This is a genomic window from Brevibacillus sp. Leaf182, assembly GCF_001423865.2.
Classification (GTDB): domain Bacteria; phylum Bacillota; class Bacilli; order Brevibacillales; family Brevibacillaceae; genus Brevibacillus; species Brevibacillus brevis_C.
In genome coordinates this window covers 143851-158303 of sequence record NZ_LMPN02000019.1, presented here as the reverse complement: position 1 = coordinate 158303, position 14453 = coordinate 143851, and the positions used below count along the sequence as shown (strand labels likewise).

At 45.2% G+C, this 14453-nt stretch carries 11 protein-coding genes and 1 pseudogene; 8 read left to right on the top strand and 4 right to left on the bottom strand.

Translation table 11 applies throughout. The features are described from left to right. The first annotated feature begins 98 nt into the window (after positions 1–98). The 8 genes and pseudogenes from ASG16_RS09835 (at position 99) to ASG16_RS09800 (ending at position 7783) form a co-directional block, all read left to right on the top strand. Positions 99–1217, top strand: a complete 1119-nt coding sequence (locus tag ASG16_RS09835; protein ID WP_056494743.1) for an ABC transporter substrate-binding protein — start codon at positions 99–101, stop codon at positions 1215–1217. Positions 1218–1225: 8 nt separating this feature from the next. Continuing rightward, positions 1226–2320 carry an ABC transporter ATP-binding protein gene (locus ASG16_RS09830; RefSeq protein WP_056494746.1) on the top strand — a complete coding sequence of 365 codons (1095 nt, stop codon included), beginning with the start codon at positions 1226–1228 and terminating at the stop codon, positions 2318–2320. 3 nt (positions 2321–2323) lie between these two features. Continuing rightward, positions 2324–3166 (top strand): ABC transporter permease, encoded by an 843-nt coding sequence (locus ASG16_RS09825; RefSeq protein ID WP_056494749.1) that lies wholly within the window; start codon positions 2324–2326, stop codon positions 3164–3166. Continuing rightward, positions 3163–3963, top strand: a complete 801-nt coding sequence (locus tag ASG16_RS09820; RefSeq protein ID WP_048031089.1) for an ABC transporter permease — start codon at positions 3163–3165, stop codon at positions 3961–3963. Before ASG16_RS09825 ends, ASG16_RS09820 begins: the two co-directional genes overlap by 4 nt. A gap of 12 nt (positions 3964–3975) precedes the next feature. Continuing rightward, complete coding sequence (locus tag ASG16_RS09815; RefSeq protein ID WP_056494750.1) at positions 3976–5112, top strand: M20 family metallopeptidase; 1137 nt, start codon at positions 3976–3978, stop codon at positions 5110–5112. A 154-nt stretch (positions 5113–5266) separates the two neighbouring features. Further along, positions 5267–5686 (top strand): annotated as a pseudogene (locus ASG16_RS31215) (DUF4280 domain-containing protein); the annotation flags it as partial. A gap of 860 nt (positions 5687–6546) precedes the next feature. Further along, complete coding sequence (locus tag ASG16_RS09805) at positions 6547–7281, top strand: hypothetical protein (RefSeq protein WP_056494753.1); 735 nt, start codon at positions 6547–6549, stop codon at positions 7279–7281. Positions 7282–7423: 142 nt separating this feature from the next. Continuing rightward, positions 7424–7783, top strand: coding sequence for a hypothetical protein (locus tag ASG16_RS09800; protein WP_056494756.1), 360 nt, complete (start codon positions 7424–7426; stop codon positions 7781–7783). Positions 7784–8028: 245 nt separating this feature from the next. Here ASG16_RS09800 and ASG16_RS09795 read toward each other — a convergent pair whose 3' ends face one another. From ASG16_RS09795 to ASG16_RS09780, 4 genes are all read right to left on the bottom strand, one after another. Continuing rightward, positions 8029–8325 carry a hypothetical protein gene (locus ASG16_RS09795; RefSeq protein ID WP_056494759.1) on the bottom strand — a complete coding sequence of 99 codons (297 nt, stop codon included), beginning with the start codon at positions 8323–8325 and terminating at the stop codon, positions 8029–8031. 224 nt (positions 8326–8549) lie between these two features. Beyond that, on the bottom strand, positions 8550–8903 hold the full coding sequence (locus tag ASG16_RS09790) for a hypothetical protein (protein WP_056494762.1): 354 nt from the start codon (positions 8901–8903) through the stop codon (positions 8550–8552). 87 nt (positions 8904–8990) lie between these two features. Then, positions 8991–11429: a hyaluronate lyase N-terminal domain-containing protein gene (locus ASG16_RS09785; protein WP_056494765.1), complete on the bottom strand. Its 2439-nt coding sequence runs from the start codon at positions 11427–11429 to the stop codon at positions 8991–8993. Continuing rightward, complete coding sequence (locus ASG16_RS09780) at positions 11429–14452, bottom strand: discoidin domain-containing protein (RefSeq protein ID WP_241970730.1); 3024 nt, start codon at positions 14450–14452, stop codon at positions 11429–11431. Before ASG16_RS09780 ends, ASG16_RS09785 begins: the two co-directional genes overlap by 1 nt. Position 14453: the final 1 nt, after the last annotated feature.

Here is a 14453-nt window from a genome sequence, read left to right as displayed (position 1 = left end):
TAGTCAGTATCTTTATGCTAGTATAACATTATCGTTCTCGAATAGGAAACGTTGTTCTCTATTCGTGAACAATATAGACAATCGGGGGTCGAACTTACATGAAGAAAAAGGCATTATCCGTCTTGTCCATTTTCGCTTTGACTGGTTCCTTGCTGGCTGGATGTGGCTCTTCCACGCCGCAAACATCTGCTCCTGCACCGGCTGCTGGCAACAATAGCGGCACCGAAGCACAAGCTCAGCTGGAAGACACTTTGGTAGTAGCAGGAAACGGCGCGACCGTTGAAAAGATGATGAAGGATGAAGTCTTCAAGAAGTTTAACGAGAAGTATCCGAATGTAAAGCTGACCTATGTTTCCGGGGTTTCTACGGACATCGTAGCGAAGGTTAAGGCACAGAAAAATGCTCCGCAAATCGACTTGACCATTGTTGAGGGCGGCGAGCAAGAGAAAGGTCGTCAAGAAGGCCTGTGGGAAACCGTATCGGCAACAGAGATTCCGAACATGAAAAACGTACCGAAAGATTTACATGTGACAGAGGATAGCGGTGTCGTCGTAAACTTCACGCCGATGGGGATTTCCTATAATGCGGATCTGGTAAAAGAAAAAGGCTTGCCTGTACCGAAGTCCTGGAATGACTTGGCGAAGCCTGAAGTGAAAGGCTACATCACGATGACAGACGTAGCGAGCAACTTCGGACGCTCTGCGATGATCATGCTGGCGTACGCAAATGGCGGGTCCGAGAAAAATATGGAACAAGGCTTCAAACAAATGGAAACGATTGCAGGATACATGCCGACCTTTGCGAAGAGTGCAGCACAGCTTCAGCAAAATCTGCAAAACAAGAGCGCAGCGTACACCACTTGGACAATGGCGCGCAGCTTGACACAAAAAGAGGCAGGCGTACCATTGGAGTTCGTTTTCCCTGAAGAGGGCGGAAACATCGTACCGAATGTAGCTACACTGGTAAAAGGTTCGAAGAGTCCAAAAGCGGCAAAAGCATTCGTCGATTTCCTTTTGACAGATGAAATTCAAACGATGTACGCAACGAAGCTGTACTACAATCCGGCAACATCTGTGAAGCTGCCAGACGATGTAGCGAAAACATTGGAATTCGATCGTACAAAGGTTGTCAACTTCGACTATAGCGTAGTGAGCAAGGAAACATCTGCTTGGCTGGATCGCTTTAACAAAGAAATCGCACCTAAAACAGGAAAGTAGGTATTCACGTGACCAAGGTGATTGACGTTGAACTGCGCGGCATCATGAAAAAATTTCAAAGCAATGTCGTGGTTCAAAACTTCAACCTGCAGGTGGAGCAAGGCGAATTCATCTCGTTCCTCGGCCCATCTGGTTGCGGTAAGACCACGACCTTGAATATAATTGCCGGTTTTTTGGACCCGGATGGCGGAGACCTCTTGATCAAGGGGCAGCGAATGAATGGCGTGCCTCCGTACAAACGGGAGCTGGGAATGGTGTTCCAGACGTACTCGCTGTTCCCGCATATGACTGTGGCGGAAAACATCGCCTACGGCTTGAAATTGCGCAAAGTGAACAAGCAAGAAATGCAAGAGCGTGTGAATCGTGTACTTGGGCTGGTCAAGCTGCCAAACGTAGCAGACCGCTACCCGAAACAGCTCTCTGGCGGACAACGTCAGCGGATTGCGATTGCACGGGCGCTTGTTATTGAGCCGTCGCTCCTGCTTTTGGATGAGCCGCTCAGTAACTTGGATGCCAAACTTCGTGAAGAGCTACGCGATGAGTTAAAGCGCTTACATCACGAAATCGGCGTTACGACTATTTTCGTTACCCATGACCAAGAAGAGGCGCTAGCGCTCTCTGATCGCATCGTGGTCATGAATCACGGATTCGTGGAGCAAATCGGTACACCGCTGGAGATTTACAATCAGCCCGCATCTGAATTCGTACATACCTTCATCGGGAAGACGAACCGTTTGGAAGGGGAAGTCATCGGAATGGACGGGGATGTACTCACGCTGCGGACGACTGGTGGAATGCTCGTGAAGGCGGCAAAGCAACAGCGAACAGTGGCACTCCATGAAAAAGTGATCATTTTTATCCGACCAGAGAAAATCAAGCTGACCGATACAGCAGTCAGTGAGGAAGCGAATCGGGTAAAAGGACATTTGCAGCTTGCCTCCTTCCTGGGCTCGTACACAGAATGTGAGGTCAAGGTCGGGGAGCATACGCTTTCGGTAAAAGTCCAAATGACCGATAGTTCGGTGGACCGCCAAGAAGGTCAAACGGTTTACTGTCAATGGAACGCGGACGACGTACTGGTCATGCCCGCAGGAAGGGGATGACGGATGAGCAAGCGTCTCTCGGTTACATTGTTGACAGCACCTGCGATGATTTTGTTGCTTGGCGTATTCATCATCCCGATGCTGATGATGCTTTTGCTTAGCTTTCAGGATGAGAATCAGGCGTTTTCTTTGCACAATTATTTATTGTTTGTACAAGATCCGTACTACTTGGAAGTTCTTTGGCGGACAATTCGCGTGAGTCTCTGGACGGTATTGGCGAGCCTCTTGCTTGGATTCCCTGTAGCGATGTACATGGCGCAGGCTACAGGGAAAATGCGTGGAATCGTCACGATGCTGATCTTGGCCCCTCATCTTATCAGTGTTGTTATTCGCAACTTCGGTTGGGTAGTAGTTTTAGGGGAAAAAGGGTGGATCAATGAAACGTTGATCAGTCTGGGGTTGATCGATCAACCATTGCGGCTGTTGTACAACGAGCTGGGTATTGTGATCGGTCTGACAGATTCCTTTATTGCCTACATGGTTCTTGCGATTGCAACGAGCCTGTATGCCATCGATCCGTCCCTGAATAAGGCGGCATCGATTTTGGGGGCTTCCCGCTTACGTACGTTTTTCAGTGTGACTTTGCCCTTGTGCTTGCCAGGGATTATTGCCGGTACGACACTGGTGTTCAGCTTGTCGATGAGTGCTTTTGTAACACCTGCCTTGATGGGGGGAACGTCCGTTAAGGTCATGCCTGTCATCGCCTATGAGCAAATCATGGCGACACTGAACTGGCCTTTGGGTGCGGCACTTGCCTTCCTGCTTCTGGGAAGCACGATTCTATTAGTGACTTTGTATACGAAGCTGATTGAAACCAAGCGGTATAAAGAGGTGTTTGCGTCATGAAAAAAATAAACGTACTCGGACTCATCACATTCTTTGTGCTTGTTTTGGTCAATCTGCCGTTTCTGGTCATTATCCCGAGCTCCTTTACCGCAGCAGGATATCTCGGGTTTCCGCCGGAAGGGTTTTCGTGGCAGTGGTATGAGATGATTTTGGATCGACCGGAGTTCATCGATTCGCTGTGGTTCAGTCTTAAGCTCGCTACGGTAACGGCAATTTTGGCGACTCTCATAGGGACATTGGCTGCATTCGCGCTGTCCAAATACAAGTTTCGTGGGAGCGGCATCATCAACGCACTGATGCTTTCACCACTTACCGTTCCTTCGCTTATTATCGGGATATCCGCGCTGCTGTTTTTCACGCGAATTGGAATCGCAGGGACGTTTACGGGGCTTTTGCTGGCGCACATGCTAATCTCGATTCCGTATGTCGTAAGGCTGGTGCTCACAGGGCTTAGCTCGTTCGATTATACGTTGGAAAAAGCGGGATACATGCTGGGGGCCCATCCGTTTCGGGTGTTCTGGGATATTACGTTGCCACTGTTGCGTCCGGCCATCGTGTCGGGGATGATCTTTTCGTTCTTGACGTCGTTTGACAATGTGACGGTTTCCTTATTCTTGGTGGCACCGGATACGACGACGCTGCCACTCGCGATTTTCACCTATATGCAGGAAACACTTGACCCGTTGGTGGCTTCGATTTCCTCAGTGGTCATCCTGCTGAGTCTGGTGTTCATCGTCTTGTTGGAAAAAGTGTACGGACTAGAGCGCCTGTTCGGACTCAATTCACAATCTCACTAAGGAAGAGGCACTATGTCAATCCACACTTATGTACAAGAGAATATGTCCCACTATCTACAGCTACTCGAAGAGGCAGTCAACATGGACTCGCCTTCTCGTGACAAACAGCTAGGCGACCGCATGGCGGGCTGGTTCGCCCTGCAGTTTCAACGGCTGACAGGGGGAGCAGCAGAGCTGATCCCGAATAAGACGTATGGTGATCAGGTGCGTTGTACGCTGGGCAACGGGGAAAAGCAAATCCTCATCATCGGTCACTACGATACCGTATGGCTAGAAGGAGAGGCGGCTCGCCGACCGTTTGCAATCCGGGATGAGAAAGCGTACGGGCCAGGCGTATACGATATGAAAGCGGGCGTTTTGCAAGCCATGTTTGCGATGCGTGCATTGGTGAAGCTGGACCGCCTGCCTGCAGATAAAAAAATTGTACTTCTGCTAAACAGCGACGAGGAGATCGGCAGCCCGACTTCTCGCCGACTGGTAGAAGAAGAAGCCGCGCGTTCGGTGGCGAGCTTTGTGTTGGAGCCGCCAACCGAGCCGAGCGGCGCACTCAAAACATGGCGGAAGGGAAGCGCCTATTTTACCGTGGCAGTCAGCGGTATTTCCTCACACGCGGGTGTCGATCACCAAAAAGGTGTTTCTGCTATTGAAGAGTTGGCGAGACAGGTGCAATTTCTGCATGCCTTGACCGATTACGAGAAAGGAACGACCGTCAACGTGGGCGTCATCAAGGGCGGAATCGGCTCCAATGTCGTAGCCGACTCGGCAGAAGCTGAAGTAGACGTGAGATTTATTTCGATGCAAGAGGCATTACGCATTGAGAAGGTAATGAGTGAACTCACACCAGTGCTAGCCGGTACAAACATCAGCGTAAAGGGAGGCATTCGCCGACCGCCGATGGAGCGAACCGAAGAGACAGGCAAATTATTTTCCCTTGCACAATCGATTAGCATCAATGAACTAGGGATGGCTTTGGAAGAGTCGGGTACAGGCGGAGTCAGCGATGGCAACTTTGCTGCTGCTTGTGGAGTCCCGACACTGGATGGACTTGGTGTAAAGGGTGGCTACGCCCACTCGCCGGATGAATGGATCGAACTGGGAGAAATATCGACGCGCGCTACCTTGTTGGCGCGGTTGATAGAGGAAGTATAGAGAGAAGCAAGAGAAAAAAGAGAAGAAGCACCTGCCTGATGTGTGTGACGTTGCATCTGGGTAGGTGCTTTTTGTGGCTCTAAATACCTATGATTATCGACTAACATGAGCATCTTCCATCTGTATCGATACTTTACAGAGAGGAGGAGACTGTATGCCCAATATTGAAGGTATCAATGTCCAGCAGTCGAGTGCGGAACGCAAGAGCTACGTAGTGGTAGGAGCTATTCTATCATGTAGCAGCGGAAGTCAGCCGAGCCGATTGAAAATGCCGTTCAGCCATGGTGTGTTCGTAAAAGGGAAACCGCAAGTGAGCATTATGGATTTCGTCCCCAACATTAATATCATGCCATTTGGAAAGTGCAGCAGCTTGAAAAATCCTGCCGTCACTTCAGCCACTGCCGCTAATAACGGGGTACTGACCCCGATGCCGTGTACACCTGTGACGACAATGCCCTGGATGGATGGGAATGCGGACAATCTGGTCGGGGGTCACCCTGCATTACTGAACAAATCTACTAATATGTGTTTCCATTGCGGGTTGATCAAGATTGAGGATGACGGACAGGATTTGGCAGGTGTAACGGTAGGAAACCAGCCGTCATCAAATAGTGGGTTGTCAGCTACTAGTTTTGGACAAGGACCAGCGTGTGAAAGACCACAGGAAAAGCCAACTAAGTTGGATAACTTCATCAAAGGGATTTCGAAGCTTGGAGATGTTCCTGCTGCCATGCAAAAAGCGGCAAGTGAGTTGCCGAGTGCTCTGGAGAAAGCAGCAAATGACTTGCCAAAAGGTCTACAGAAGGCGGCAGAGGATTTGCCTAAGGGTGTAGAGCTGTTTGTGCAAGAAAGTTACGTGGATCCGATACTGGAAGATTTGGATACGTTGCAGGATGATCAGCTCAATTTAGCCGATGGAAGGGCAGCCGGTGGGATTGTCTTGGCGGCACTTACGGCTGGGAGAAGTAAAGATATTGAGGATATATGGGGTGGGTTGGCGAATGTAAATAAGAAGAAGGGGAGTGGAAAGACATCAAAAGACATTGAAAAGCTTACAAAGTCAGCAAATGATATTAGTAAGAAAGCCAAAGAAGGTAAAATTAAATACGCAAGTGACTATCATGGTAGACTCGGGAAAGAAAAGGAGTTGGAAATATTATCCAATCCCGATGCGATTTACGTATCAAGTAATAATTCTCAAAACCTCATATATAGAAAGGGAGGGAACGTGGTAATAGTTGAGAGCAAGGGCAGTTCTAAAGGAAATACAATAACTAGTTATGGGGAAGATGGAGCTAGGGGAAAAAGTGGTGCTGCAATTTTTGGCGGTGAACCCACTGAACCAGGAAAGCCTGTTACCCATGACTCGATTGTAAACGGAACAATTCCAACTCCCAGCGGAGCGACTTTGCCACCTGCAACGCAAATATTACCATGAAAGTTATGAAAATTAACTATGAAGATACTCAGTCTATCAGTAACGCATGGGTAAGATGGTACTTATCCAGTCAAATTGTATGGATTGGAAAAGAGAAGAATTACAATGAAATAGAGAAACTGCAAAATACTAGCTTCGGAAGTTTTAAATGGTTGTGGTCGGATGCAGATACTCTATTATTCCAACAGGATAATTTGGAATTTATAGGAGCGGTGATAAAGTTAAATGAGCCGATAATAGTAAACCAGGATAAAATAAATATCAGCTTGATAGAAGAGAAAAACGGTAACATCAAACTAAGTGAGAATAAAAATTTTAATTGTAAATTGTCCGATTTTACGGAGTACTTTGTTGAAGATGATACTATCCTATGCTATTCAGAAAAGTGGAACAGGATACAACCATCTATTGAAATAAAAATAAGCGCAGATTTTTCCTTTGTGATTCAAAATGATGAATTGATGGGGATTGTGTTATACAAGGCGAGTTGGCATCTACTACCCGATGGTATTCATGTAGTTGAAGAAAATACACATATACATCCAGACTTACGAGTAAAGCTATGCAGATTTTTTGAGTTAATTGCGATAATGGATAATGATTTGACTCAGATAGAAGAATCAGAATTAAAGAACTCACTTTTGGAAATATATGAAGAAGTTTCGTGTTATGGCGAGCTAAGCTATAAAGCATTAAGGGATACTATTTTTAATGTATTAGACTATATGTAGTCGCAGAGAGGTTTTCACTGCTGAGGTTATATGAATTGCTAATGAATAATTTTATACAGATACTATATAACCTTCTTTGTGCGCTTTTTGAAAATTTTAGTAACTACTCCACGAGGATAACAATAATATGTGAGGTGGTTATATGAAACTTAAAGGAAGTAAAACAGAACAGGATTTTAGAGTTCACCTAATTAAGTCACATACATCATTATTTCAAGATGAATCAAACGAAAGACTTTTATCTGTATTGCAGAAGTCATTTCCCGAAATGAGGACCGCATATTTCATCGGGCACATACCTGAGCAAGGAGAAGACCTTTATACCATTCTTGTTAATACGGATATTATTGCCACAATTGAGTTGGATCGGTATAACCTTGGTGAAAAACCTATTGTTGGAAGACTGTCCTTGCAAGATTATAGCAAAGGACTTAGTAAAATAAATCTAATAAAAATAGCTGTTGCTCTTGATTTAGCTCAAAGAGACTTAGAAAACAATTAGGTACTAGAGTATTTCAAACTGGATTCATTCTTAAAGGCCCGATGTCCAAATATGAGACGTTCGAAAAATCAACTTTATTTGGTGTTCGAAAGTCGGAGCTACATACTTGAAGACTTAGTAGGAAAAGCGTTAGTTCCGTAAAAGGCACAATAAACTTTTCATGATCCAGAACAATAGAACAAGGCACCTGCCTGATGCGTGGAATATTGCATCGGACAGGTGCTTTTGTGTGAGGAAGAATGAGGCTATTGCTTCGAGGATGTATTCAGCTTTTTCACAAAGCCGTTGAGGTAATTCGCTCCGCGGCTGGTGAGGATACCAGCCAGCACGGCAGAAACGTAGTAGCCGCTGCCCTCAAGACCAAAGGGGTTGACTTGAAAAGCAAGGGAGAGCGAAATGCCAATGAGGATAGAGAGGAGGTAAGTGGAGCGGTCTTTTAGTACGGGGAAGGCATTTTTTAAAATTTCCGTTACGGCTTCGATCAAGATCGCCATAAAAGTAAGCAGACTCAGGCTGTGAATGAACTGATCAATGTCAATCAAAGGTTGCTCCTCCTTTTGTTTTTAAAGCGGGGCGTACTTCGGGGAAGGTAAAAAAGTGATCAAGGCTAATCGACAAACATCCAGCCGTTATTCATTTGGAAGGGAGTTAATTCACGAGGCGAGATTTCGCCCCGAGGAAGGTAGGTGTCACCTTCGTGGATGACGCCTTGAACCAAGCGGTCATTGATGAGGAACAAAAGGAGATGCGGCTGGATCTGCTACAACTAGGAGACCCTTCCCTGCATGTACGTTTTGAGCTCGGTCTCCAGCTCTTTTACACGAAACTCTAGCTGTTGTCTCTCTACTACCAGCGTCGTGTATTTATCTCGCCACTCTTGCACGATGGTTTCAAGCTCCATGCAACGGTTCCGCCAAACATGGAGTTCTTCCCGAAGCTTGTCCATTTCCAGACGAAGCTCCTGGCGAATTTGCTGGTTTTCCTGCGAGATTTGCTGCCTGTCTGTAATCATCAACTCTTTCTTGTTGTTGTGGCGAGCAACCAGATAGGTGACGATTGCCGTCAGCACACTGGATACTACCAAAGGGAGAGTGGAGGAGTTGAGTAGTGTTTGGATCATCCGTTTGTTCACCTGCTTTCTCTTGTGAGGTCTATATATAGAGTAGACAGTTCGGGGAAATCCTCACGGTGGTTTGAGAGATTGTCTTTACCACAACTGCTTGATTTGGAAGTAGGAATAAGTGGGAAGGGCTTCTATGACGCCATTGGCAGAAAAAGAGTAGCCGAAAAGCTCTACATAGTCGCCGGGCTGTAGACGAACGATGCTTGAGCCGTTTAAGCACCAGGCATGATTCGAATAGGAAACGATGCTGCTGAGTACTTTATGACGTTCACCATTGATCCGGACTTCTAGTTGCAGTTCGTTTGGAGAGCTTGTCGGGCTTTTGATGCGGGCTGATCCGATAATTAAGTAGTCGCCCGGTGCTTTTACCACAAAACGGCTCTGGTTTTTATCGAATTCTTGCAGACCGTCTTCGGTTGTTGTATTGAAATTGATTTTGGTGAAGGTGTCCGGGGCGGATAGGGTTTGGTCTGCTGACATGGTAGCGGTTAGATTGGTCCCTGTTTTGGCTGGGGTAAGTAATAGGTTGGAACTGGTGAGGGTGTAACCAGAGATGGCAGGGGATTTCACGGAGCCAGAAGGCGAGGTAATGACTGCTTTTACCCGTAAATCTGCATAGAGCGGGTTCTTAAAGGAATGTTTACGTCCAAGGACGGCTGATTCCCAAGTAGCGCCGCCGTCGTTGGACAGGTACCAGTCTATCGATCCTTCTTGAAGGGTTTGGTCTGCGGTAAGCGAGGCATGGGCAATGGGAGATACGGAAGGGAGCTTGGTGCTTACAAACTCTTGGATGACCTCTCCTGAAAGAGTGCCTGTAATTACCCGATAGCCATATAGCTCAGGGGATAGATTTGTAGTAGGAGAGTCTAATCTGGCTCGTATAAGTAGTGAGGTGGAAGGTGTTTGGAATGTAACTTCTTCTCCGGGTAAAGCATTTATCCAATCTAGCCCGTTGTTATTGGTTACCTCCAACGTAACGGTAGCTTTGGATGCTCCAAAAGTGTATTCGTCGATGGCTTGGTTTGTTTCATATCTGGAAGTTAACGATAACGAACGAAGAACTCCGTTGCTATCTTTAAAGGGAAAATGCTTGCCAGCATAGGTCGAGACCGTTACAGAAGAATCAATGACGGATAAATCGGAAGCCTTGAAGGTAGTGAGATAGTATTTGTTTAGCTCTGCATTCGAGGAGTAAACGAAGTGGTAATTTGAGCCGTCAGCAACTAGTCTGGAAACCCAATTTGCATTGATGTTTGCGACTGTAGTGGTTTGAGCAAGTGTTTCAGGATGAAGAGAATAGAGTTTAACTGTGTAGGATGTCGTTGCGCTCGTATAAATCGTTTGTATAGCGATGTATCTATCGAGATCCGAGTCGTACATCATGTCCAGTGAGCCGTCATGTCCCCCGCCCACAGTTATATTGACATTTCGAACAATGCGAAATGCACTATCAAGTAGGATTACTTTGAATGCATTTGAATTTATTACAGCTACAGCAATTTGATTTCTTATAGGGTCGTAGGTTGAACGTAAGTAACTCGTAGTTCCGGAACTAAGGATATTAGCCAAATCCTTAACTAAAGAACCATCATTGTTAAAAACGTGAATTCGTGTATATTCGTAAACAGAATGAAACACCCAAATTCTGTTTTGCCTATCTACCGTTAGTGAAGTTGCGACTACCTCAAATGATCCTAGATAAATGGGAGACCAATCCTTGAATGTGGTACCGTCGCTATTCACGCTACCAATTACACCGTCTAAGGATGCGTGTGAGATGGAGAACCAAACACGATTGTTGTAGTCGACGACGTAATCTATCGATTGAAAAGGAAGAGTATGAGTATTCCCTGTAAATGGCAAGATGGTTCTTTCAAAAGCCAGGCTGCCATCAGGATTTGTTACTTTTGCATAAATCCCCTTACCATTGACAAGCGCCACCTTCCAAGTACGATTCGTGCGATCTGTAAAACCCATAGGCTGCGAAAAGACACTTCCGGAATAAGAAAAGCGAGTGGCTTCTGAGAATGCGTATGCGCTAGGCTCGTTGGCTACAGCGTTAATGGTTACTTTACTTGTGTTAGGGATGGTAATCGGCTTCGCATAAAAAATACCGTTTTTAATCCCTGCGGAATTCCTGATCAGACGATTGGTTGTATCTACGGTGACTCCCAAAGAATTCGATGCGTCATAATAGTTTGTGGTACTGAAGTCTTCGGTAAAGTCAGGGGTAACCGTAGGAGTTACTCTTCCCCCTACAATTCCAGCAGTTGTCCTTTCGGAGTCGACATAGGTTAATGTATCAAATTCTTCGGAGTAGGTGCTGGAGATGGTACTTCTGTTCATTTCAAGTTCTTCTACTCGATTTGCAAGAGTGGGATCAGATGCTGCGATTGGTACTACACTTTCACCTGTTCCGACAAAAAGTTCATGGGTATCGGTTGTAAAAAGGGGCTCCCCCGCTGATGCAGCGGAGGGGAGATTGGCTTTTAGACCGCGTTTGAGTTTAATTGGTAGTGTCATTAAAAAGTACCTCCATCTACTTCTGTAAGCGTGGAGCCGCTGCCGCCGCCAGAGCCAACGTTTATTTTGTAGTCTCCATCTGAGAGTAAAAGGACACGCAGATTGGTATTTCGATTATATCCATATTTGTAGTCTACACCTGGCATCGCCATGTCCCAGGAATCTAGTAAGTCTACATCCATGGTTAGGGAGTCCAGACTTGTTTCATCAGCGGATGAAGACTGTTCAAAGTAGAAGGCGCATCGCAAGTTTCTAGCTTGGCCAATTTTCTCGTCCCATTCAAAGATGCTATTGAATTCGTCTATTGTCATTGCTTTTTCTTTGAATTCGATGGGGGTAGTAACATCGACTGCTGTCCAAGAGCCATCCTTTTGTTTTGCTTCCCATGTTGCTCCACTGTCCGTACTTATTGCGACTCTTAAAACGCCTTTCTTTGTACCTGATAAGGTTAAAGAGTTGATTTTAGCTACGCCGAGAAAGCTAGTATCATTTTTCATTTTCACGATTCTTGGTACAGGAACTCCAGTGAGATGAGCGACTGTTGGCTCTCTTTTAGGTTTCGAAACAAGGATTTTGAGGTTGGATTTGTCTTTTAAATCTTTCAAGTAGGGGGCGCATGTAGAGAGGTCGAGCATGCCTTTATTTAGAAACATATCGTCTGTGGGAGGAGTAGTACCAACGGTTTCCCAGCCGGAAGAAGTGTACGTTTTCATGTCTGTGCCGTCTAGTATGAGGAATCGATTATTGTTGATAGGCTCAATCGTCAGAACTGGACGGAAGCCTCTAGCTGGGATTGTCAGATCAGTTGAACCAGAGGTCCAGTTTGTGAGACCGTTATAACCTCGAATTACGCGGGCTTTTGAATTGGATTCATCAGTAGTACTGGTCCATGAACCATGATTCAAGTTATTCCAGATGCGATCATCGGTCATGTATTTATCCCATTCGTTGTCTTTATCTGTGGAATTTACACCACCAGTCGGGAGACGAAAGGTGAAGGCGCTGTCGTGTTTTCTTTCGGCTAGTTCTGCCTCGACAATTGCAATTTGCGTAGTACTATAATTGTTGTAACTAGTTAAAACATTGATTCTGTAATACCGATACGATTTATTATTGATAAACTCGTAGACAAACTTAGCGTCTTCAATATTGGGTACAGTCCCAGATGTTACCGATTCGTAGGTGGTGTCATCATTTGAACCAAATAGTTGCCAATCTTTGATGGAATTATTGAGGTAGCCTGTCGATATTTTCATCCCAATCAATGAGAGATAATTGATTTTCTTTTGACTACCAAAGTCTACCTTAATCCAATGACCTCCAACCGGAGCTTCTGTTCCATTCACGTACCAGATACTTCTTTCTTGGCCTAATACATTGTTGTCAAAAGCTTTCCAAGGCATATCATTGGCAGAATACGCACTTGCAGTTATAGTAACCCCATCAGTAGTTTGTCCAGTCATGGTCGGAACCAGGTCCTCAAGTATTTCTAATGGTAGCCCGCTCCCGCTAGCGACACCAGCGGTATTCAAGACATCCCAGCTAATATTATTTTGAATATTTCTATCCGCAAGAAGAACTTTTTTCCCCTGGTGATCAGTGTCGACCATTATAAAGTAACCATCGCCATTTGAACTTGCAGATGAAGATGCAGGGATAAATTTACTTGTTTCCATACCTAAATCAGAGAATTTCCCTACAGTCCCGGATGAAGCAGAGTAATGGAAACGAATGCGTTTTCCTACCTCAAGGTCATTTACTTTAGTAACCTCGTCAGGATGAAGTAAGCGACCATTTGTATCGATGTCAATTGCATCAATATACCACCAGTAACCTTCAACAGTAGAAGAAATTTCAACAGAGTGCCTTTTAAGTTCAAGTCCTAATTTCTCGTACTGAAGTATGGATCCTTGGTTTTGACTTCCAATGGCGGCGCTGTAACTGTCTTGCACTCCATTAATCACTATTTTTAAATCAGGATGGTATCCACTGTTAGCCATACCCAAAATTCTTAACCTAGTACCGTAGAAATCAAATCTGACTTTATTTTTGCCAGTTCTCTCTGCATAGATCGCACTTCCACCCGATGTTGTATCGTTTGTTTGCGTAACCCATATACCGGAATAAGATAAGGCCTGATTATCTTGTTCGTATCTTTTCCACCCAAGTTCTGGTTCAGGCAGGCGTTGTCCAATACTCGCAATCAGTGTGCCCGTGTCATCTATATCAATAGCATCTAGAGTCGTGAACCCTCCTGTTTTTATGTGTTCAATTTCAACAGTGTGGATGGTATTTTCCAGACCTGATTTTTCATAGGATAGGTATTTTCCAATAGGACTACCATACATATCAACAGTTTCGGTTATGCCATCTATAGTGATTTTCGTAGAATTTCGTTCTCTATTTGTATTTCTGTCTGATATCAGTCTAATTTTTGTACCGTTAAATTTAAAAGTAACCTTATCCCCTATCGTAGAGGTAGTTATAGCACTTCCCCCGCTGTGCACCGTATTTGTTTCTGTCTTCCAATTCCCATGAAAATGAAATTGGGTAATAGAATTTTCGTATCTTTTCCAACCTTTCTGGGGTGACTCCAATTGCCCAACAAGAAATCCTTGCGTATTAACTTCAATAGCATCAAATAGAAAAAATTTCGTTCCCACAGTTTTTATTTGAACGGTATGGACTCCGTTTTCCAGCCCCTCAAGATTAAAGACAAGTGCTGGAGCAACGGGAGAACCTGTCGTATGCTCATTTATTGTTCCTCTAAGAACACCGTCAATATATACTTCTGTTGCTCTTGCACGATCAGTAAACATACCCCCAATGATACGCAGCTGGGTCCCACTGAAATTAAAAGAAATGGTAGCACCACCTGTTGAGGTATAGGTAGATGTTCCACCATAGTTCCATGATCCAGTTTCTGTTTGCCATGTCCCCGTGTATTTAATAAAGGAAGAAGTATGGTCATACCTTACCCAACCTTCTTCTGGAGTTAATAAACGTTCTCCTACTGTTGCCATC